The 20876-nt window shown below is 38.1% G+C and carries 22 protein-coding genes; 16 read left to right on the plus strand and 6 right to left on the minus strand.

Annotation, left to right across the window (positions count from 1 at the left end):
- Positions 1-35 precede the first annotated feature (35 nt).
- From pyrG to DV415_RS06370, 11 genes are all read left to right on the plus strand, one after another.
- On the plus strand, positions 36-1673 hold the full coding sequence (pyrG, locus tag DV415_RS06320) for a glutamine hydrolyzing CTP synthase (RefSeq protein ID WP_118794464.1): 1638 nt from the start codon (positions 36-38) through the stop codon (positions 1671-1673).
- A 190-nt stretch (positions 1674-1863) separates the two neighbouring features.
- A complete protein-coding gene (gene eno / locus DV415_RS06325) occupies positions 1864-3174 on the plus strand; it encodes a phosphopyruvate hydratase (RefSeq protein ID WP_118794465.1) in 1311 nt (436 codons plus the stop codon).
- Positions 3175-3245: 71 nt separating this feature from the next.
- Complete coding sequence (locus DV415_RS06330) at positions 3246-3884, plus strand: NUDIX hydrolase N-terminal domain-containing protein (protein ID WP_046950595.1); 639 nt, start codon at positions 3246-3248, stop codon at positions 3882-3884.
- 8 nt (positions 3885-3892) lie between these two features.
- Positions 3893-4312, plus strand: a complete 420-nt coding sequence (locus DV415_RS06335) for a DUF2251 domain-containing protein (RefSeq protein ID WP_005636440.1) — start codon at positions 3893-3895, stop codon at positions 4310-4312.
- Between the two features lie 12 nt (positions 4313-4324).
- Positions 4325-4906: a DUF1190 domain-containing protein gene (locus DV415_RS06340; protein ID WP_005636443.1), complete on the plus strand. Its 582-nt coding sequence runs from the start codon at positions 4325-4327 to the stop codon at positions 4904-4906.
- On the plus strand, positions 4907-6088 hold the full coding sequence (locus DV415_RS06345; protein ID WP_118794466.1) for a glutathionylspermidine synthase family protein: 1182 nt from the start codon (positions 4907-4909) through the stop codon (positions 6086-6088).
- Positions 6089-6373: 285 nt separating this feature from the next.
- Positions 6374-7228, plus strand: a complete 855-nt coding sequence (gene focA, locus DV415_RS06350; RefSeq protein ID WP_106013457.1) for a formate transporter FocA — start codon at positions 6374-6376, stop codon at positions 7226-7228.
- Positions 7229-7269: 41 nt separating this feature from the next.
- A complete protein-coding gene (pflB, locus tag DV415_RS06355; RefSeq protein ID WP_192879101.1) occupies positions 7270-9582 on the plus strand; it encodes a formate C-acetyltransferase in 2313 nt (770 codons plus the stop codon).
- A gap of 80 nt (positions 9583-9662) precedes the next feature.
- Positions 9663-9953 carry a putative quinol monooxygenase gene (locus DV415_RS06360; protein WP_005647085.1) on the plus strand — a complete coding sequence of 97 codons (291 nt, stop codon included), beginning with the start codon at positions 9663-9665 and terminating at the stop codon, positions 9951-9953.
- A 115-nt stretch (positions 9954-10068) separates the two neighbouring features.
- Positions 10069-10809 carry a pyruvate formate lyase 1-activating protein gene (pflA, locus tag DV415_RS06365; protein ID WP_005635116.1) on the plus strand — a complete coding sequence of 247 codons (741 nt, stop codon included), beginning with the start codon at positions 10069-10071 and terminating at the stop codon, positions 10807-10809.
- Positions 10810-10840: 31 nt separating this feature from the next.
- Positions 10841-11326 (plus strand): surface-adhesin E family protein, encoded by a 486-nt coding sequence (locus DV415_RS06370; RefSeq protein WP_118791586.1) that lies wholly within the window; start codon positions 10841-10843, stop codon positions 11324-11326.
- Positions 11327-11373: 47 nt separating this feature from the next.
- Here DV415_RS06370 and dsbB read toward each other — a convergent pair whose 3' ends face one another.
- Together dsbB and nhaB are read right to left on the minus strand one after the other, a co-directional pair.
- Positions 11374-11907 (minus strand): disulfide bond formation protein DsbB, encoded by a 534-nt coding sequence (dsbB, locus tag DV415_RS06375; RefSeq protein WP_118782023.1) that lies wholly within the window; start codon positions 11905-11907, stop codon positions 11374-11376.
- Between the two features lie 9 nt (positions 11908-11916).
- Positions 11917-13461 carry a Na(+)/H(+) antiporter NhaB gene (gene nhaB / locus DV415_RS06380; RefSeq protein WP_118791587.1) on the minus strand — a complete coding sequence of 515 codons (1545 nt, stop codon included), beginning with the start codon at positions 13459-13461 and terminating at the stop codon, positions 11917-11919.
- 124 nt (positions 13462-13585) lie between these two features.
- Here nhaB and fadR point away from each other — a divergent pair, with 124 nt between their 5' ends.
- From fadR to ruvX, 4 genes are all read left to right on the plus strand, one after another.
- On the plus strand, positions 13586-14311 hold the full coding sequence (gene fadR, locus DV415_RS06385; RefSeq protein WP_118791588.1) for a fatty acid metabolism transcriptional regulator FadR: 726 nt from the start codon (positions 13586-13588) through the stop codon (positions 14309-14311).
- Between the two features lie 61 nt (positions 14312-14372).
- Positions 14373-15110, plus strand: a complete 738-nt coding sequence (gene rsmE / locus DV415_RS06390; RefSeq protein WP_118791589.1) for a 16S rRNA (uracil(1498)-N(3))-methyltransferase — start codon at positions 14373-14375, stop codon at positions 15108-15110.
- Positions 15107-15667 carry a YqgE/AlgH family protein gene (locus DV415_RS06395; RefSeq protein WP_005627726.1) on the plus strand — a complete coding sequence of 187 codons (561 nt, stop codon included), beginning with the start codon at positions 15107-15109 and terminating at the stop codon, positions 15665-15667. The genes rsmE and DV415_RS06395 overlap by 4 nt, the downstream gene beginning before the upstream one ends.
- Positions 15667-16092, plus strand: coding sequence for a Holliday junction resolvase RuvX (gene ruvX, locus DV415_RS06400; RefSeq protein WP_005646895.1), 426 nt, complete (start codon positions 15667-15669; stop codon positions 16090-16092). The genes DV415_RS06395 and ruvX overlap by 1 nt, the downstream gene beginning before the upstream one ends.
- Positions 16093-16234: 142 nt before the next feature.
- Here the strand turns inward: ruvX and trhP are convergent, their stop codons facing one another.
- The 4 genes from trhP to efp all read right to left on the minus strand — a co-directional run bounded on the left by trhP (position 16235) and on the right by efp (position 19755).
- Positions 16235-17614 carry a prephenate-dependent tRNA uridine(34) hydroxylase TrhP gene (gene trhP, locus DV415_RS06405; RefSeq protein ID WP_118791590.1) on the minus strand — a complete coding sequence of 460 codons (1380 nt, stop codon included), beginning with the start codon at positions 17612-17614 and terminating at the stop codon, positions 16235-16237.
- A 182-nt stretch (positions 17615-17796) separates the two neighbouring features.
- The gene (locus tag DV415_RS06410) at positions 17797-17991 is read right to left on the minus strand and encodes a transposase (RefSeq protein WP_118789944.1); all 195 of its coding nucleotides are present in this window, start codon (positions 17989-17991) and stop codon (positions 17797-17799) included.
- A gap of 125 nt (positions 17992-18116) precedes the next feature.
- Positions 18117-18890: an opacity family porin gene (locus tag DV415_RS06415; RefSeq protein ID WP_118791591.1), complete on the minus strand. Its 774-nt coding sequence runs from the start codon at positions 18888-18890 to the stop codon at positions 18117-18119.
- 298 nt (positions 18891-19188) lie between these two features.
- The gene (gene efp / locus DV415_RS06420) at positions 19189-19755 is read right to left on the minus strand and encodes an elongation factor P (protein WP_005635150.1); all 567 of its coding nucleotides are present in this window, start codon (positions 19753-19755) and stop codon (positions 19189-19191) included.
- Positions 19756-19792: 37 nt separating this feature from the next.
- Here efp and epmB point away from each other — a divergent pair, with 37 nt between their 5' ends.
- Entirely contained in the window at positions 19793-20809 is a 1017-nt protein-coding gene (gene epmB / locus DV415_RS06425; protein ID WP_118785343.1) for an EF-P beta-lysylation protein EpmB, read from the plus strand.
- Positions 20810-20876 lie beyond the last annotated feature (67 nt).

The following is a 20876-nucleotide window of genomic DNA, read 5'->3' on the forward strand; positions in this document are numbered from 1 at the left end:
TAATCATTTATATCCCAATACAGATTAGGTTCCCTATGGCTACAAATTATATTTTCGTCACTGGCGGTGTGGTTTCATCGTTAGGTAAAGGCATTGCGGCAGCATCATTGGCGGCAATTTTAGAAGCTCGTGGTTTAAACGTAACTATTATGAAATTAGATCCATATATTAATGTGGATCCAGGTACGATGAGCCCAACCCAACATGGGGAAGTTTTCGTCACTCAAGATGGTGCTGAAACAGATTTAGATTTAGGTCACTATGAGCGTTTTATCCGCACGAAAATGACTAAACGTAATAACTTCACCACAGGCAAAATTTATTCTGAAGTATTACGTAAAGAGCGTCGTGGCGATTATCTTGGTGCAACAATTCAAGTGATTCCACATATTACCAATGAAATTAAAGATCGCGTTATTGCTGGTGCTCAAGGTCATGACGTTGTGATTGTTGAGGTTGGTGGCACTGTTGGGGATATTGAATCACTTCCATTCTTAGAAGCATTGCGTCAATTAGCCGTTCAAGTTGGTCGTGAACATACGTTATTTATGCACTTGACCTTAGTGCCTTACATTCCAACGGCGGGTGAAGTAAAAACTAAACCAACCCAACATTCGGTAAAAGAATTACTTTCTATTGGTATTCAACCTGATGTGTTGATTTGTCGTTCCGATCGTATGATTCCGCCAAATGAGCGTGCGAAAATTGCTTTATTTTGTAATGTTGCAGAACGTGCAGTAATTTCATTAAAAGATGTAAATTCGATTTATCAAATCCCAGCATTATTAAAATCTCAAGGTTTAGATGATTTTGTCTGTGAACGTTTCCGTTTAACTTGCCCTGAAGCGGATCTTTCTGAATGGGAGCAAGTACTTTATAAACAAGCTAATCCAGTGGGTGAAGTGACCATTGGCATGGTGGGTAAATATACTGAGTTACCCGATGCCTATAAATCTGTAAATGAAGCGTTGAAGCATGCAGGTTTGACTAATCGTTTAAGCGTTAACATTAAATATATTGATTCCCAAGATGTTGAAACCAAAGGTGTTGAAGTATTAAAAGGCATTGATGGCATTCTTGTTCCAGGTGGATTTGGTTATCGTGGTGTGGAAGGTAAAATTCGTACCGCACAATATGCACGTGAAAACAAAATTCCTTACTTGGGCATTTGCTTAGGTATGCAGATCGCGTTGATTGAATATGCACGTAATGTAGCGGGTTTAACTAAAGCAAATTCGTCTGAATTTGATAAAGATTGTGAACAACCTGTGGTTGCATTAATCACAGAATGGCAAGATGCGGATGGTAATACTGAAGTACGTACCGATGAATCTGATCTTGGTGGAACAATGCGTTTAGGCGCGCAGCAATGTCATTTGGTGTCAGGCAGCCGTGCTAGTGAGCTTTATGGCAAAGAAACCATTGAAGAACGTCATCGTCATCGCTATGAAGTGAACAATACCTTGCTTCCACAAATTGAAAAAGCAGGATTGAAAGTAACGGGTTTATCTGCAGATAAAAAATTGGTAGAAATTATCGAAGTGCCAAATCATCCTTGGTTCGTCGCTTGCCAATTCCATCCAGAATTTACTTCTACGCCTCGTGATGGTCATCCGTTGTTTGCAGGCTTTGTAAAAGCAGCTTATGAAAATCACAAACAATCTGTGAAGTAATGGATTAAATTGGGATAAAAAGAGCGGTGAGAAACAACAAATTTTTTCACCGCTCTTTTATTTTGTAAAAATAGATAAAGATCAAAGCATACGCATTTTTTACAAGACAAAATCTCAAAATAGCTTTATCATATCGCCTGTTTTAGGCTCGCCTAACCCGTTTTAATTAACTTAATTGAGGAAAATAAAAATGGCAAAAATCGTTAAAGTGATTGGTCGCGAAATCATCGACTCACGCGGTAATCCAACTGTTGAAGCTGAAGTTCATCTTGAAGGTGGTTTTGTTGGTTTAGCAGCGGCCCCATCTGGTGCATCAACTGGTTCTCGCGAAGCATTAGAATTGCGCGATGGTGACAAATCTCGTTTCTTAGGTAAAGGCGTATTAAAAGCTGTAGCAGCAGTAAATGGTCCAATTGCTGAAGCAATTCTTGGTAAAGATGCGTCTAACCAAGCTGAAATCGACCAAATCATGATCGATTTAGATGGAACCGAAAACAAATCTAACTTTGGTGCAAACGCAATCTTAGCGGTATCTTTAGCAAACGCAAAAGCAGCTGCAGCATCTAAAGGTTTACCACTTTACGCTTACATCGCAGGATTAAACGGCACACCAGGCGTTTACTCTATGCCATTACCAATGATGAACATCATCAACGGTGGTGAGCACGCAGATAACAACGTGGATATCCAAGAATTCATGATTCAACCAGTTGGTGCGAAAACATTACGTGAAGCACTTCGTATCGGTGCTGAAGTATTCCACAACCTTGCTAAAGTATTAAAATCTAAAGGCATGAGCACAGCAGTTGGTGACGAAGGTGGTTTCGCACCTAACTTAGCATCTAACGCAGACGCTTTAGCATGTATCAAAGAAGCAGTAGAGAAAGCAGGTTACGTATTAAGTAAAGACGTGACTTTAGCGATGGACTGCGCATCTTCTGAGTTCTACAACAAAGAAACTGGCAAATACGAAATGAAAGGCGAAGGCCGTTCATTCACTTCTCAAGAGTTCACACATTATCTTGAAGAATTAACTAAACAATACCCAATCGTGTCTATCGAAGATGGTCAAGATGAATCTGACTGGGAAGGTTTTGCATACCAAACTAAAGTGTTAGGCGACCGAGTTCAATTAGTGGGCGACGACTTATTCGTAACTAACACTAAAATCTTAAAAGAAGGTATCGAAAAAGGTATCGCTAACTCTATCTTAATCAAATTCAACCAAATCGGTTCTTTAACTGAAACTTTAGCCGCAATCAAAATGGCTAAAGATGCAGGTTACACCGCGGTGATCTCTCACCGTTCTGGTGAAACCGAAGATGCAACCATCGCTGATTTAGCGGTTGGTACAGCAGCAGGTCAAATCAAAACTGGTTCTATGAGCCGTTCTGACCGTATTGCGAAATACAACCAATTAATCCGTATTGAAGAAGCATTAGAACGCGCAGGTACTCCAGCAGCATTCCCAGGCTTAAAAGCGGTTAAAGGTCAAGCGTAATTCACGCTGAATTTACTGTAAAATCTCACCGCACTTTGTATAAAAGTGCGGTGTTTTTTTAGGGAGTTTTTATGAATACTCAATCTAATTCATTGCTTACTGAACCTTGGTTATCTTGGGCGATTGAAATTCAAAGTATTGCACAAAGTGGCTTGGCTTATTGTAAAAATATTTATGATATAGAACGCTATGAGCGTCTTCGAGATTTAGCAGCTGAAATGATTAGCCATAAAATGGCAATACCAAAAGAAACGGTTAAAAATCTTTTTTGTAATGAGGATGGCTACCAAACTCCAAAAATAGATACTCGGGCAGCGATTTTTCAAGACGATAAAATTTTGTTAGTGCTAGAAAATGATGGACTTTGGTCATTGCCTGGGGGATGGGTTGATGTATTGGAGACACTTCATAGTAATACAGTAAAAGAGGTGTATGAGGAAGCAGGGCTTGATGTGAAGCCAACTTTTATTATTGCAATCCACGACCAGCATAAGCATAACTATCCACCTTTGGCTCATCGTGTACAGAAGGCTTTTATTATGTGTGAAAGATTGTCAGGTGAATTTAAGAAGAACAGTGAAACGTTGGAGTCTGCTTATTTTTCCTTGGATAAACTTCCACCAATGAATGATGCAAAAAATACGAAAGCTCAAGTAGAGCTTTGTTTTCAAGCATATAATAGTTGCCATTGGATTACACAATTTGATTAGGAAAGATTATGTTACATTTAACTTTAGAGGATGAACTCTTTTTAGGAACGCCAAAGCAAGTGGGAACGCATTCTACGGTATTTGAGCATTTTGCTGTAATGTTTGAAGATGACGGTGAAACGGGCTATTTTTATGCACTTGATATGCGTCAAAATGCTCAACCGATAGTGGATATGTTGCATGTGTATAATGTTGATTCAACCTCTAATCATCATGAAGCGCGCAAACTTGAAATTTGTTGGGATGAGAGTGGTTATTTAGCATTGTTGCTTATTAATGGCTATCCTCATGCCGTATTTGATTTTGCTCGTTTAGTCGGCTATAACAGCAATAAATATCCACAACCAGATTTAATGAGTATGTGGACTCGTGAAGAAATTACCAATAAACAGGCCGAGCAATGGCTAGGCGTGAAAACCATTCGATAAAAATTGAGAACAATGAAAAAGAAAAATCAGATTTTAGTTAGTTTATCTATTGTGGCCTTATTAGGAGGCTGTTCAGAAGAACAAGTACAACGTGATGTGTATCAGTCTTTAGATGATTGTTTAGCGGATTGGAAAAAAATTGAGCTTTGTGAGGCAGATAAAAATACCGAGAGTACTCAGAAAACTGAAACCACACCACAACAGGGGCTTGGTTTAAATATTCGTGATAATGGTAATGAAGAAAGTGCGGTAAAAAATCCAGCTGAAAATAATGCACAAGCGAATCAAAGCGAGAACAATGTCGAATCGACTGCAAAAGCTGAAAGTACCGATCCTTCTTTAGGGGCCGCGATTGCTGGTGGCGTTATGGGGTATATGGCGGCTCGTGCAATTAGTAGTTTCCTTGGCCCAAGTTATCATCCTGGAAATCGAGCTGTCACCACGCCAACAGGGCAAGTTGTGCAACCGCAAACAAATCGTTCTGTTGGAAAACCAATGCTTGTGAAAGGAAATGCAGGAAGCATGAATAGCAAACCTGTATCTCGTGGTGGTTTTAGTAGCCCAAATAATACTAATCGTAGCAGTGGGGGCTAAATGAAACGTGTAACAGGGTTTCCTACTCGACCAGATATGGTGCAACAGCTACTTAATGTTGGGTTTGATTATTATAACTTGCCTTCCAGTGATGGATCTCATTATTGGTCTGATAATGTCGCCTATGAATTTACCTTAGCGGAAATTGATCGCATTGAGGATACCACTAATGAATTGCATTCAATGTGTTTAGATTTTGCGGCGGATGAAATTAAAAAAGGCGATTATGAAAATTATCGTTTTACAGAGTTGCAAAAACAGCTTATTGAAACCTCTTGGCGTAACCAAGATCCTTATTTATATGGGCGTTTTGATTTTGGCTATGATGGCGAAAACTTAAAAATGTTTGAATATAACGCAGATACGCCAACATCTTTATTGGAGGCTGCCGTGGTTCAATGGCAGTGGTTGGAGCAAATTGAGGGCTTAAAACACCGTGATCAGTTCAACTGGATTCATGAAGAATTAATTAAACATTTCCAATTTTTGAAACAACAAAGTGGTAAAACAGATTTCCATTTGGGTGCCATGCAAGATGCTGGCCGTGAAGATTGGGGCAATGTCGATTATTTAGCTGATGTGGCTTATAACGCAGGTTGGAATATTCATCAATTAGCGGTGGAAGATATTGGCTATAACAGCGAAACAAAAAAATTTGTAGATTTAAATGATCAGCCTATTGAAATGTTATTTAAATTGTATCCGCTGGAATGGCTAAGCCACGCTGAGTTTGCTCGCCATATTACGACGGCTTCAACACGATTTATTGAACCAGCGTGGAAAATGTTGTTAAGTAATAAAGCACTATTGGCAAAACTTTGGGCGCGTTATCCTAATCATCCGAATTTATTGCCTGCTTATTTTACGCCTTTTGAACTACCAAAAGATTTATCGATGTGGGTGAAAAAACCATTGTTAGGTCGAGAAGGTGCCAATGTCTTCTATTATGAGAAAAACAATGGCGTAGAATTTGCAGCGAAAGGAAGCGAACACTCTACGTTTTATGGTAATTCAGGTTATGTTTATCAACAAAAATTTGAATTACCGAGTTTTGATGGAATGTATCCCATTATCGGCTCTTGGGTTGTGGGTGATGTGGCTTGCGGTATGGGATTACGCGAAGATTTTACTGCAGTGACGGGGAATGATAGCCATTTTATACCTCATTATTTTGTACCTTAATGTGTCCTGAGTATTGCTAAAATAACTAGAAAACAAACCGCACTTTTGTCTTTTTTGATAAAAGTGCGGTTATTTTTTTACCTAAAAACTATTACTAAAGAGTTATGGTTATTTTATCTGAAAAAATCTTGCAAAATATCAAATTTTGTTAGAATAAATCGTAGCATTTCTTTGAAATGAAAAATTAAAAGAGTAAAATGTCCCTGGTAGTAGAAGTATTTGAAGTTGTAAACATATTAGAAGTATTAAATTTTCATCAATTTTTTTAATATTTGGAGTTTGATTATGGCATCAGAAATTCAAAAACTGTCTTCTGTTGCGCTCACACCTGTTGAAGCAACGGATTGTGCAGAAAGTACAGCTACTTATAAAGCAAATAAACGTCCATTTTTATCGTTTATGTCTGGCATTAGTGCTGGAGCTTGTATTGCTTTAGCTTTTGTATTTTACACGACAACACAAGCTGCTAGTGCCGGAGCACCTTGGGGGCTGACCAAATTAGTGGGTGGGTTAGTATTCTCATTAGGTGTGATTATGGTGGTGATATTAGGATCTGAATTATTCACCTCTTCTACTTTAACATTAGTTGCCCGTGTTGGTGGTAAGATAACCACAACGCAAATGATCCGAAATTGGATTGTAGTATATTTAGGCAACTTTGTGGGCGGTTTATTTATTGCTGCAGTGATTTGGTTTGGGGGGCAAACCATGGCAGCAAATGGCCAATGGGGTTTAACAATTCTTGCAACCGCCCAACATAAAATTCATCACACGTGGTTTGAAGCATTTAATCTAGGTATTTTATGTAACATTATGGTGTGTGTGGCGATTTGGATGTCTTATTCTGGTAAGACTGTTACAGACAAAGCTTTTATTATGATTATGCCGATTGGTTTGTTTGTTGCGTCAGGATTTGAACACTGTGTGGCTAATATGTTTATGATTCCGATGGGAATTATTACTGCACATTTTAGTACTCCTGAATTTTGGCAACAAATCGGCGTTGATCCGATGAAATACGCAGATTTAGATTTGTATCATTTCATTGTGAAGAATTTAATTCCCGTAACGTTGGGAAATATTGTCGGCGGGGCAATTTGCATGGGTGTATTCCAACGTTATTTAACCAAAACGCATTAAAGATTTATTTACTTATTTATTAATTAACAAAGGAAATGACTATGTCAGAACTTAATGAAGCGCAAAAATTAGCGTGGGCTGGTTTTACTGGTGGTGATTGGCAAGAAAATGTCAATGTACGTGACTTTATCCAAAAAAACTACACCCCATATGAAGGTGATGATTCTTTCTTAGCAGGTCCAACTGAAGCGACAACAAAACTTTGGGAGGCTGTAATGGAAGGAATCAAAGTTGAAAACCGCACACATGCGCCATTAGACTTTGACGAGCATACGCCTTCAACAATTACTTCTCACGCACCAGGTTATATTAACAAAGACTTAGAAAAAATCGTTGGTCTTCAAACTGATGAGCCTTTAAAACGTGCCATTATGCCATTTGGTGGTATCAAAATGGTGGAAGGGTCATGCAAAATTTACGGTCGAGAATTAGATCCTGAAGTGAAAAAAATCTTTACTGAATACCGTAAAACCCACAACCAAGGTGTATTCGATGTTTATACGCCAGATATTTTACGTTGCCGTAAATCTGGTGTATTAACTGGTCTTCCAGATGCTTATGGTCGTGGCCGTATCATCGGTGACTACCGTCGTGTAGCACTTTATGGTGTTGACTTCTTAATGAAAGATAAATACGCACAATTCTCTTCTTTACAAAAAGATTTAGAGGATGGCATAAATCTTGAAGCAACAATTCGTTTACGTGAAGAAATCGCAGAACAACACCGTGCATTAGGCCAATTAAAACAAATGGCTGCAAGCTATGGTTATGATATTTCTAACCCAGCAACTAACGCTCAAGAAGCCATTCAATGGATGTACTTTGCTTATCTTGCTGCAATCAAATCACAAAATGGTGCTGCAATGTCATTCGGTCGTACTGCAACCTTTATCGATATCTATATCGAACGTGATTTACAAGCAGGTAAAATTACTGAAACTGAAGCGCAAGAATTAGTTGACCACTTAGTCATGAAACTCCGTATGGTTCGTTTCTTACGTACACCTGAATACGATCAATTATTCTCAGGCGACCCAATGTGGGCAACAGAAACCATCGCGGGTATGGGGTTAGATGGTCGTACATTAGTAACCAAAAATACATTCCGTATTTTACATACCCTTTACAACATGGGTACTTCTCCAGAACCAAACTTAACTATCCTTTGGTCTGAACAATTACCTGAAAACTTCAAACGTTTCTGTGCGAAAGTATCGATTGATACCTCATCAGTTCAATATGAAAATGATGATTTAATGCGTCCAGACTTCAACAATGATGACTACGCAATCGCATGTTGTGTGTCACCAATGGTTGTGGGTAAACAAATGCAATTCTTCGGTGCGCGTGCAAACTTAGCGAAAACATTGTTATACGCAATCAACGGCGGTATCGATGAAAAATTAGGTATGCAAGTCGGTCCAAAAACTGCACCAATTACTGATGAAGTATTAGATTTCGATACAGTAATGACCCGTATGGACAGCTTTATGGATTGGTTGGCAAAACAATATGTGACTGCCTTAAACGTAATCCACTATATGCACGATAAATATTCATACGAAGCAGCATTAATGGCATTACATGATCGTGATGTATACCGTACCATGGCTTGTGGTATTGCAGGTCTTTCTGTTGCGGCTGACTCACTTTCAGCAATCAAATATGCGAAAGTTAAACCAGTTCGTGGCGACATCAAAGATAAAGATGGTAATGTTGTTGCAAGTAACGTAGCAATTGACTTTGAAATCGAAGGTGAATATCCACAATATGGTAACAACGATAACCGTGTTGATGACATCGCTTGTGACTTAGTTGAACGTTTCATGAAGAAAATTCAAAAACTTAAAACTTACCGCAATGCAGTGCCTACACAATCTGTATTAACCATTACTTCTAACGTGGTTTATGGTAAGAAAACTGGTAACACCCCTGATGGTCGTCGTGCTGGTGCACCATTCGGACCAGGTGCGAACCCAATGCACGGTCGTGACCAAAAAGGTGCGGTAGCATCATTAACTTCTGTAGCTAAACTTCCATTTGCTTACGCGAAAGATGGTATTTCTTATACCTTCTCAATCGTACCAAATGCGTTAGGTAAAGATGCAGAAGCACAACGTCGCAACCTTGCTGGCTTAATGGATGGTTACTTCCACCACGAGGCAACAGTTGAAGGGGGCCAACACTTAAATGTGAACGTGTTAAACCGTGAAATGTTGTTAGATGCAATGGAAAATCCGGATAAATATCCACAATTGACTATCCGTGTATCTGGTTACGCAGTACGTTTCAACTCTTTAACTAAAGAGCAACAACAAGACGTCGTAACCCGTACATTTACTGAGTCTTTCTAAATAAATAGAATTATGCTTTAATATAAACCACTCACAGAATAGTTTTGTGAGTGGTTTATTTTTATATAGGAGAGCAAATTATGCTAACAGTTATTGCCCAATTTTCAGTAAAAGCGGACAAAATTAATGATTTTCTAGCCCAATGCCAAGAATTAATTAAGCATACTCGTCAAGAAACAGGATGCGTATCTTATGAATTACAACAAAATAGCGAACAAGCTAATCATTATGTTTTTATTGAGCAATGGAAAAGCAAAGCCGATTTAGAACAACATTTTGCAACGCCACACTTTACCTCAATTGTACCTGTACTGGTCGAGTATTGTGAACAAGCGCCAGTGGTGCAAACTTTTCAAAAAGTCAGCGAATAATGACCGCACTTTGATAAATATATTTTAATTATGAGCCTGATTTAAATCAGGCTCATTTTTTATAAACTAAATCTTTGGTAAAATTTAGCTATATCTAGTTTTAGGAAATTTATGTATGTCAGTTCTTGGACGAATTCACTCTTTTGAATCCTGTGGCACTGTAGATGGGCCAGGTATTCGTTTTATTTTATTTATGCAAGGCTGCTTGATGCGCTGCAAATATTGCCACAATCGTGATACTTGGGATCTTGAAGGTGGTAAAGAAATCAGTGTCGAAGATTTAATGAAAGAAGTCGTGACTTATCGCCATTTTATGAATGCTACTGGCGGTGGTGTTACGGCATCTGGCGGTGAGGCTGTGCTACAAGCAGAGTTTGTGCGAGATTGGTTCCGTGCTTGTAAAGCGGAAGGGATTAATACTTGCTTAGATACAAATGGTTTTGTGCGTCATTATGATCATATTATTGATGAATTATTAGATGTAACAGATCTTGTTTTACTTGATTTAAAAGAGCTTAATGATCAAGTTCATCAAAATCTTATTGGGGTACCAAATAAACGCACCCTTGAATTTGCAAAATATTTGCAAAAACGTAATCAACGTACATGGATTCGTTATGTCGTTGTTCCAGGTTATACCGATAGCGATCACGATGTGCATTTATTAGGTCAGTTTATTGAGGGTATGACCAATATTGAAAAAGTTGAACTTCTTCCTTATCATCGATTAGGTGCGCATAAATGGAAAACCCTTGGGTTAGATTATGAGCTTGAAGATGTATTACCGCCAACCAAAGAATCGTTAGAGCATATTAAAACAATCCTAGAAGGTTATGGGCACACTGTAAAATTTTAGAATGAATGTCAGCTAACATAAGGAGTAAATAATGAAAAAACTGATTTTTATATTATCATTTGGGTTACTTAGCGCTTGTTCTATTCATCCTAAACAAAATCCAATACAACAAGATGTAAAACTCGCAACACCAACAGAAATTAGAAATGGCTATATTCGTCTAGTGAAAGATATAAATTACTATATCGATACTAGTTCAATTTGGGTTGATAATGAAGAACCTCAAATTGTCCATTTTGATGCAGTGGTAAATTTAGATAAGGGATTGTATGTTTATCCTGAGCCTAAACGTTATGCACGTTCTGTTCGTCAGTATAAGATTTTGAATTGTGCAAACTATCATTTAACTCAAGTGCGAACTGATTTCTATGATGAATTTTGGGGGCAGGGTTTGCGTGCAGCACCTAAAAAGCAAAAGAAACATACATTAAGTTTAACACCTGATACAACGCTTTATAATGCTGCTCAGATTATTTGTGTGAATTATGGCAAAGCACAGCCTTCAGATAAAAAATAACAAAATCTAGCGAATAAAAAAATACGGTGAAATTTCACCGTATTTTTTTAATTAAATATTCTTCTTTGTTTTCGTGTTTTGACTACTTGCACTATTAATAATAAAGCAAGAATTATCACGTATACTGCAAAAATAAATACCAGCCATTGCACCATCGTCACACCGAATAATGACCATTGACTTTCATTACAAGAGCCAGTCGGGCTAAACATAAATGGAAACCATTGGTGAAACGGTAAAGTCTCAGGAAAGTTTGGAATAAATTCACATTGTTTCCAAGGGGCTGGATTCATTTGTAAATCAAGATGACGGAATGAAACCAATAATCCCTTAATGCCACTGAATAAGCCTAATGCCAAAGCGATTAATCGAATGATTAAAGCGCGAGGTTGAAGTAAACCTATAATGCCCGCAATAAATAACCCAATTATTGCTAAACGTTCATACACGCAAAGTACACAAGGTTGTAATCCCATTCCATATTGGAAGTAAAGTGCGGTAGATTCTAGTGTTAAACTTGAAAATGCCAGCAGAAACCATGCAGAACGTTTTTCAGAAAATTGTTTTAAAAGTGCGAGCATTTTTTCTCCTTAAATTGGAAAAATTAAACCTAAGTTTGCTAGCCAAATAGTAGCAGCTGGTAAGATAAATTCAATAGCCAGTAATCCAATGATCGAAAGTACAATCGTGTAAGGTAAAGCCATATAAACCATTCTTCCGTAAGAAAGACGAATTAATGGTGCTAGTGATGAGGTCAATAAGAATAAGAATGCTGCTTGCCCATTTGGCGTTGCCACTGACGGCAAGTTTGTCCCTGTATTGATTGCAACAGAGAGCAATTCAAATTGGTGTGGTGCAATTACTCCATTAGTCAGTGCAGCTTTGGCTTCATTGATGTAAACCGTTGCAACAAATACGTTATCAGAGATAGAAGAAAGCAAGCCGTTAAATACGTAGAATAAGGCAAGCTGTGTATTTTCTTCTGAAGAAAGAACGAAGTGAATGATTGGCGCAAAAAGTTTTTGTTCGATAATTACGGCAACCACTGAGAAGAATACCACGAGCAATGCAGTGAAAGGTAAGGATTCTTGGAATGATTTACCGATAGTGTGTTCATCAGTCACACCAGTGAATGCAGTTGCAAAAATAATGATACTTAAACCAATCAAGCCCACTGCCGCAAGATGGAACGCCAATCCAAGAATTAACCAAATCGCGATTAATGCTTGCACACCTAATTTAATTTTGTCTTGTTTAGACATTTTCTCTGAATTAGTGCGGTCTAAATCCGACAAGATTTTCCATACATCTTCAGGTAATTTTTCACCATAACCGAATAATTTGAATTTTTCTACTAAGAAACAAGTCAGTAGTCCGCAGATAAATACTGGAACCGTAACTGGTGCCATGCGGAAGAAAAATTCGATAAAGTTCCATTTTGCTTGTTCTGCAATGATTAAGTTTTGTGGTTCACCCACCATTGTCATTACGCCACCAAGTGCGGTTCCGACGCCAGCATGCATCATCAAGCTACGTAAGAATGAACGGAATTTTTCTAAGGTCTCGTGGTGTTGTGTTGTAATTTTTCCATCATCGGCAATATCAACGGCATCAATTAAATTATTGCCTGATGCGACTTTGTGGTAAACGCCATAGAATCCCATTGCTACGCTGATAATTACGGCAACAACCGTTAATGCATCAAGGAAGGCTGATAGGAAGGCTGCGCTAAAACAGAAAGCTAAAGAAAGTGCGATTTTTGAACGAATTTTGACAAGTAATTTCGTGAATACGTAAAGAAGCAGTTGTTTCATGAAGAAAATACCTGCCACCATAAACATCAGTAACAGGATTACTTCAAAGTTTGCCATAATTTCCGTTTTTACGTGCTCTACATTTGTCATCCCAATAATAATTGCTTCAATCGCTAGTAAGCCACCTGGTTGCAAAGGATAGCATTTTAATGCCATTGCTAGCGTAAAAATAAATTCTGCAACGAGTAACCAACCCGCAATAAAAGGGCTGACTAAAAAGAAAATAATAGGATTAATAATAAGAAAAACCACAATGGCGAGCTTATACCATTCTGGACTTGCCCCAAGAAAGTTTTTCATAAAAGCTTGTGTGTTTGTCATAGAGAACTCCATTATTTTTATCACGTGAACATTGTAATATATCCCCCTTTAAAGGATAATAAAAACTGAGTAATTTTTTTATAAAATTGCGTTTTTTTTGATTTTTATCTGATTTTTAATTGTAATGCAAAACGATAACGATATTTTAAAAGCCCAAAGTCCAGCAGCCTTAGCAGAAGAATATATTGTCAAAAGCATTTGGCAAGATGTTTTTCCCGCAGGCAGTAATTTACCATCAGAACGTGATTTAGCCGATAAGATCGGAGTGACCCGCACCACTTTGCGTGAAGTTTTACAACGTTTAGCGCGTGATGGTTGGCTGACTATTCAGCACGGTAAACCAACAAAAGTAAATAATATCTGGGATACGGCAGGGCCGAATATTATTGAAACGCTAATCGGTTTAGATATGCAGTCAGCGCCTTTGATTATTGACAATATGTTGTCTTTACGCAGTAAAATGTCTGAATCTTATATTTATGAGGCAGTAAAAAATTCTCCAGAGCAATCTGCCGCACTTTTTGCTGAATTAGATCAATTACAAAATACGGCGCAAGATTACACAGAATTTGATTACAAATTATTTCGTCAATTTACCGTAGTGGCTAATAAGCCCTTTTATCGTTTAATTTTTAATAGTTTGAAAGGGGTTTACCAACGAATTGGTTTTTTATTTTTTAAAGAAGAAAAACATCGAGAACTTACAAAAACATTCTATTTAGAAATGCAACAAATTTGCCTTGCGGGAAATGCTGATGCGGTGGTGGATTGTATTCGTAAACATAATTTACGTTCTTCAACTTATTGGAAAGCTATTCTAGAGCGATTGCCGCAGAACCTTTCAGATTAATTTCAACATCAAAAGTGCGGTGAAGTTTAACCGCACTTTTTCATTCATATAGATAAACATTATGCGCATACCAAGAATTTATCATCCAGAATCCCTTGAAAATCAAACTCAATGTCAACTTTCCGAAGACGCGGCAAACCATGTAGGGCGCGTGTTAAGAATGACAGAAGGTGAGCAAATTGAACTCTTTGATGGTTCTAATCATATTTATCCAGCCAAAATTATTGAGTCGAATAAAAAAGCGGTAAAGGTAGAGATTTTAGGGAGTGAGCTGGCGGATAAAGAATCCAATTTAAAAATTCATTTGGGGCAAGTGATTTCTCGCGGAGAGCGAATGGAATTTACCATTCAAAAATCGGTGGAATTGGGTGTGAATGTGATTACACCATTATGGTCTGAACGCTGTGGCGTAAAGCTTGATGGCGAACGCATGGATAAAAAAATCCAACAATGGCAAAAAATTGCGATTGCTGCTTGTGAACAGTGTGGCCGTAATATTGTGCCGGAGATTCGTCCACTGATGAAATTGCAAGATTGGTGTGCAGAAAATGATGGCGCGCTAAAATTGAATTTGCACCCACGCGCGCAATATTCGATTAAAACGTTACCGAATATTCCCGTTGAAGGCGTTCGCTTATTAATTGGCTCAGAAGGTGGATTATCTGTACAAGAAATTGCACAAACTGAACAGCAAGGATTTACTGAAATTTTATTAGGAAAGCGTGTTTTGCGTACTGAAACTGCATCGCTTGCGGCGATTAGTGCACTACAAATTTGTTTTGGAGATTTAGGTGAATGATGGAGTTACAAGGGAAATTTTTGATCGCGATGCCACACTTAGACGATTATTTTAATCGTACTGTGGTGTTTATGTGCGAGCATAATGAGCAAGGCTCGATGGGGTTAGTGATTAATCAGCCAACAGATTTAAGCATTGCGGAACTTTATTCAAAACTCAATTTTATGATGAAAAATGACCGCACTTTTAGCAATGAAATGGTGGTAGCAGGTGGCCCTATGCATAGCGAAAGAGGTTTTATTCTACATAAGAATACACCTAATGAATTCCAGCATACTTATAAAATCACGGATGATCTTTCAATGACAACCTCTGCTGATGTGATAGAGACGCTAGGTTCTGAACTTGCGCCAGAAAAATATCTTATCGCTCTTGGATGCTCTAGCTGGGAGGCTGGGCAATTAGAAAAAGAAATCACTGATAATGCTTGGTTAGTCGCGACTGCGAACGATCAGATTTTATTTGATATGCCTTATGATGAGCGTTATGTTGCGGCGAATCAATTGCTTGGTATTCACCCACATAATTTTGTGTTTGCACAAGTGGGACATAGCTAATGGGGATTACTGCACTTGCTTTTGATTTTGGTACCAAAAGTATTGGCTGTGCTGTAGGACAAAGTATTACTGGAACCGCACAAGCCTTGCCTGCTTTTAAGGCGCAAGATGGTATCCCAAACTGGGATGCAATCGAAAAATGCTTGAAAGAATGGAAACCAGATGTTGTCGTAGTTGGTTTGCCTTTAAATATGGATGGAACAGAGCAAGATCTCACTTTGCGTGCTCGTAAATTTGCAAATCGTTTACAAGGTCGTTTTGGAGTTAATGTTCAGTTACAAGATGAACGTCTAACAACAACAGAGGCTCGTAGTGAAATTTTTGATAGAGGCGGTTTTCGAGCCTTAAAAAAAGGTAAAGTAGACGGGATCTCAGCTTGTTTGATTCTAGAAAGTTGGTTTGAGGTCGCAGAATATTCAGAATAAAAAAAGCCCTTTCAAAAGCTGAAAGGGCAAAAATATTTGGAGTCATACTATGAGTTGTTGAATTAACAAATCAGGTATGTGGCGTATTATAATAATAAAATACAAAAATACAACATTTTCTTAACAAATAATTTTTTGTCATTTAATTATGTGGATTTCTTGTATTGCTATTGACTAAATTACGCATTAGTAAAGCATAGTCTAAGTTGATATCTTGTGGTACGTCTAGGAACACAAAATGCCCATCTCCCAGCGCTGCATCAACCGCTTCATTTTTACGATTTAGCATTTTTTCAATTTTGAAATTGATATTCCCCTGAGGGGTCATCATTTCTACATCATCACCAAGTAGGAATTTGTTCTTCACCGCCACTTCAGCCATACCTTGCTCGTTACGTTTACCGGTAAATTCACCGACAAACTGTTGACGATCAGAAATAGAATAACCGTATTCGTAATTTTGGTATTCATCGTGCGTATGACGACGTAAGAAACCTTCGGTATAACCACGATGAGCAAGGGATTCCAACGTATCCATTAAGCTTTCATCGAATGGTTTTCCTGCTGCCGCATCATCAATGGCTTTGCGGTAAACTTGTGCGGTTCTTGCGCAATAATAGAATGATTTAGTACGGCCTTCGATTTTTAAAGAATGCACACCAAGTGCGGTCAATTTTTCCACGTGTTGTACTGCACGCAGATCTTTTGAGTTCATAAAGTAGGTGCCGTGCTCATCTTCAAAAGCCGTCATTTGCTCATCTGGCTTTTGTGATTCGGTATAAAGGAAAACTTTATCTGTTACTGCACCTTCGCCTAAGGTTGGTGCGACATTTTTCACTTCGATTTGTTGAGCAGGATCGATTTTAGGCACGATGTTGCCTACTTCATCCGTCGTGCCTTCTTCCATTTTGTATTCCCAACGGCAAGCATTGGTGCAAGTGCCTTGGTTTGGATCGCGTTTGTTGATATAGCCAGAAAGCAAGCAGCGGCCAGAATACGCCATACATAACGCACCATGTACGAAAATTTCGAGTTCGATATCGGGCACGTGTTGGCGAATTTCGGCAATTTCATCTATTGAAAGTTCGCGCGATAAAATCACACGAGTTAACCCCATTTGTTTCCAGAATTTTACCGTTGCCCAGTTTACCGCATTGGCTTGCACAGAAAGATGAATATCAATATCCGGGAAGTTTTCACGCACCAACATAATTAAGCCTGGGTCAGACATAATTAAGGCATCAGGACCCATGTCGATCACAGGTTGTAAATCTTTGATAAAAGTTTTGAGTTTGGAATTATGCGGTGCAATGTTCACCACTACATAGAATTTTTTACCAAGTGCATGGGCTTCATCAATCCCGATTTTTAAATTGGCATGATTAAATTCATTGTTGCGTACACGTAAGCTATAACGAGGTTGTCCTGCATAAACGGCGTCTGCACCATAAGCAAAAGCATAGCGCATATTTTTAAGGGAGCCTGCAGGGGAAAGTAATTCTGGTTTGAATTGGATTGTCATAATATTCTCTTTTGTCTGATTTCAGGTCAGGGATTTGCACTAGGCAAATCGTTAGGTCGGGTATTGTAGAGAAAATATTTGACTTGTAAAGGAAAGTGATCTGCCCCCCAAAAGTTGGACAGGTTAGTTAACTTAAATATTGAGCTCGGTATTGCACTGGGCTCAATCCTCTTAAACCAAGTTTAATGCATTTTCGGTGTTTGAAGGTTTGTATAAGGCGATTTTACGCCATCAAGCCCTCTTTCCCGAAATGCTTTTAGCCAATAAATGACGAGAGCATGGGAAATTTGATGAAGTTTAGCCACCTCACGGATACCATAACCCTGTTCAGTGACGAGTTTGATAATTTTTAAACGAAATTGATAAGAGTAGGACATAATCTGCACCTCAAATTAGGTGTCCAGGTTTTGGAGTGCAGATCAACAAGCGGTCAAATTTTTCCCTCATTTTGCAAATAATGAGAAGAATTTGACCGCATAAACAGAAAACTAAATTTGTTTAATTAAAAACGGTAACGTACACCGAAAGAGGCTTCGTGAGTTTTAAAACGCACATTTTCTAAATGTCCCCAATCATTATAACGATAACCTAAGTCTAAGGTAATATTCGGTGTAATGTCATAGCCAATACCACCAATAAAACCAAAGCCAATGCGTTTTATGGTTCTGGAATATGATGTTTCCTCATACGCCTTCACATCTCCGCCTATTGGCGTATTGTTAGCCTTTAATGTAAGTTTTGTTGTAAATTCATCTTTTGTGTAACCGCTGGCAGCAACATGCCCAACTCCAATTCTTGCACCAACATAAGGTTTAATTTTATATTCAGTATCAAAATCATAAATTACAGAAATACCATAAGAATTCTTGGCTTGGAAACTACCTGCATCTTTGTGATCAATTACTGTGCTAGATTTAACTAGATTCATCGGAGGAGTCGATCCAGCAGGATCTTTTTCGATAGGTTCACTAATAAGATGTTTGCCGTGACTCCATTTACGATAATGAGCATAATCTACTGCAATTCGCCAATTGCCAAAATCATAACCAATAGAAAAACGAGGATGGTTGGAATGAGTTTTGATGTATGAATAGTCTTGTAATATTTCAGGTTGATTTGGAGCGTGTGTCTCTATTTTTTCACGTGCGTGCACCCAATCGGCTTGCACATAACCCCCTTTTCCATTATCTTCCGCTTGTACAGCAGAAGAGAAAAGAAGAGAAGAGAAGAGAAGAGAAGAGAAGAGAAGAGAAGATTTCTCAATTCGAATATTCATTAGGGTTCCTCCAAAGGATTTTTGTTAAAAATAAAATTTTTATAGTCGATTTTTGAAAATCGTACTTCATTTTACTCTATCCTATAATATAAGTAAAAATGTTTTAATTAAAGCATAAAATAACAGCAAAATTTGACTGATTGGTTTTTTATGCTTTCTATCAAACTATATTATTTATAAAAAAATGCCTTTCCTATTTATGAACGGAAAGGCATTTTTATCGCATGAATTGTAGTGCTTTTTATTACTGCGACATAATATATCGCAGAAATTACCCGCACTTTTGTCATCTAAGCAATTATTTCACACGAGAAACGTATTCGCCAGAACGAGTATCTACTTTGATTACTTCACCGATTTGAACGAAAAGAGGTACTTTTACGACTGCGCCAGTGCTTAATGTTGCTGGTTTACCGCCAGTACCTGCTGTATCGCCTTTAAGGCCTGGGTCTGTATCGACGATTTCTAATTCAACAAAGTTTGGTGGAGTAACAGTAATTGGCGCACCATTCCATAAAGTCACGATACAATCTGCTTGGTCTAATAACCATTTTTCTGCATCACCTACAGCTTTTGCATCAGCAGAGTATTGTTCAAATGTTTCTGGGTGCATGAAGTACCAGAATGCATCGTCTTTGTATGAATAAGTTAAGTTAAGATCCATAACATCAGCAGCTTCAACCGAAGTACCAGATTTGAAGTTTACGTCTAATACTTTGCCTGAAATTAATTTACGAATACGAGTACGGGTGAAAGCTTGACCTTTACCTGGTTTTACGAACTCATTTTCAACGATTACGCAAGGTTCGCCGTCTTGCATAAATTTTAGACCTGGTTTGAAATCACTGGTAGTATATGTAGCCATATTTTTAATATCCTAAAAATTAGAGATGGTTTGAAAAGTGCGTATTTTAACCCAAGAACCCGTCATTAGAGAAGAACAAAATTGGCTCACAATTCTAAAAAATGCGATTTCAGATCCTAAATTATTGCTAAAAGCCTTAAATTTACCAGAAGATGACTTTGAGCAATCTATTGCTGCGCGGAAACTTTTTTCGCTTCGTGTGCCACAACCTTTCATTGATAAAATAGAAAAAGGTAATCCGCAAGATCCTCTTTTCTTGCAAGTGATGTGTTCTGATTTAGAATTTGTGCAAGCCGAAGGATTTAGTACGGATCCCTTAGAAGAAAAAAATGCCAATGCGGTGCCGAATATTCTTCATAAATATCAAAACCGCTTGCTCTTTATGGCGAAGGGTGGTTGTGCGGTGAATTGTCGTTATTGCTTCCGCCGACATTTTCCTTACGATGAAAACCCGGGAAATAAAAAAAGCTGGCAACTAGCATTAGATTACATTGCAGTGCATCCTGAAATTGAAGAAGTGATTTTTTCAGGCGGTGATCCTTTAATGGCGAAAGATCATGAGTTAGCGTGGTTAATAAAACATTTGGAAAATATACCGCACTTACAACGTTTGCGTATTCACACTCGTTTGCCTGTCGTGATTCCGCAACGGATTACTGATGAATTTTGTACCTTATTAGCAGAAACTCGTTTGCAAACTGTTATGGTGACACACATTAATCACCCAAATGAAATTGATCAAATTTTTGCTCATGCGATGCAAAAATTAAAAGCTGTGAATGTCACGCTTTTGAATCAATCCGTTTTGCTAAAAGACGTGAATGATGACGCGCAAATTCTAAAAATATTGAGTGATAAACTTTTCCAAACAGGAATTTTGCCTTATTACTTGCATTTGCTAGATAAAGTGCAAGGAGCGAGCCATTTTCTGATTAGCGATATAGAGGCTATGCAAATTTATAAAACCTTGCAATCTCTTACATCTGGCTATCTTGTTCCCAAACTCGCACGAGAAATTGCTGGCGAACCAAATAAGACTTTATACGCGGAATAAGATCCGATAAAATATCACGTAATTTTTTCGCCGCACTTCCGTGGCTAATTAACATGAATAACAACAA

The sequence above is a fragment of the Haemophilus haemolyticus genome, assembly GCF_003490595.1.
Lineage (GTDB): Bacteria > Pseudomonadota > Gammaproteobacteria > Enterobacterales > Pasteurellaceae > Haemophilus > Haemophilus haemolyticus_L.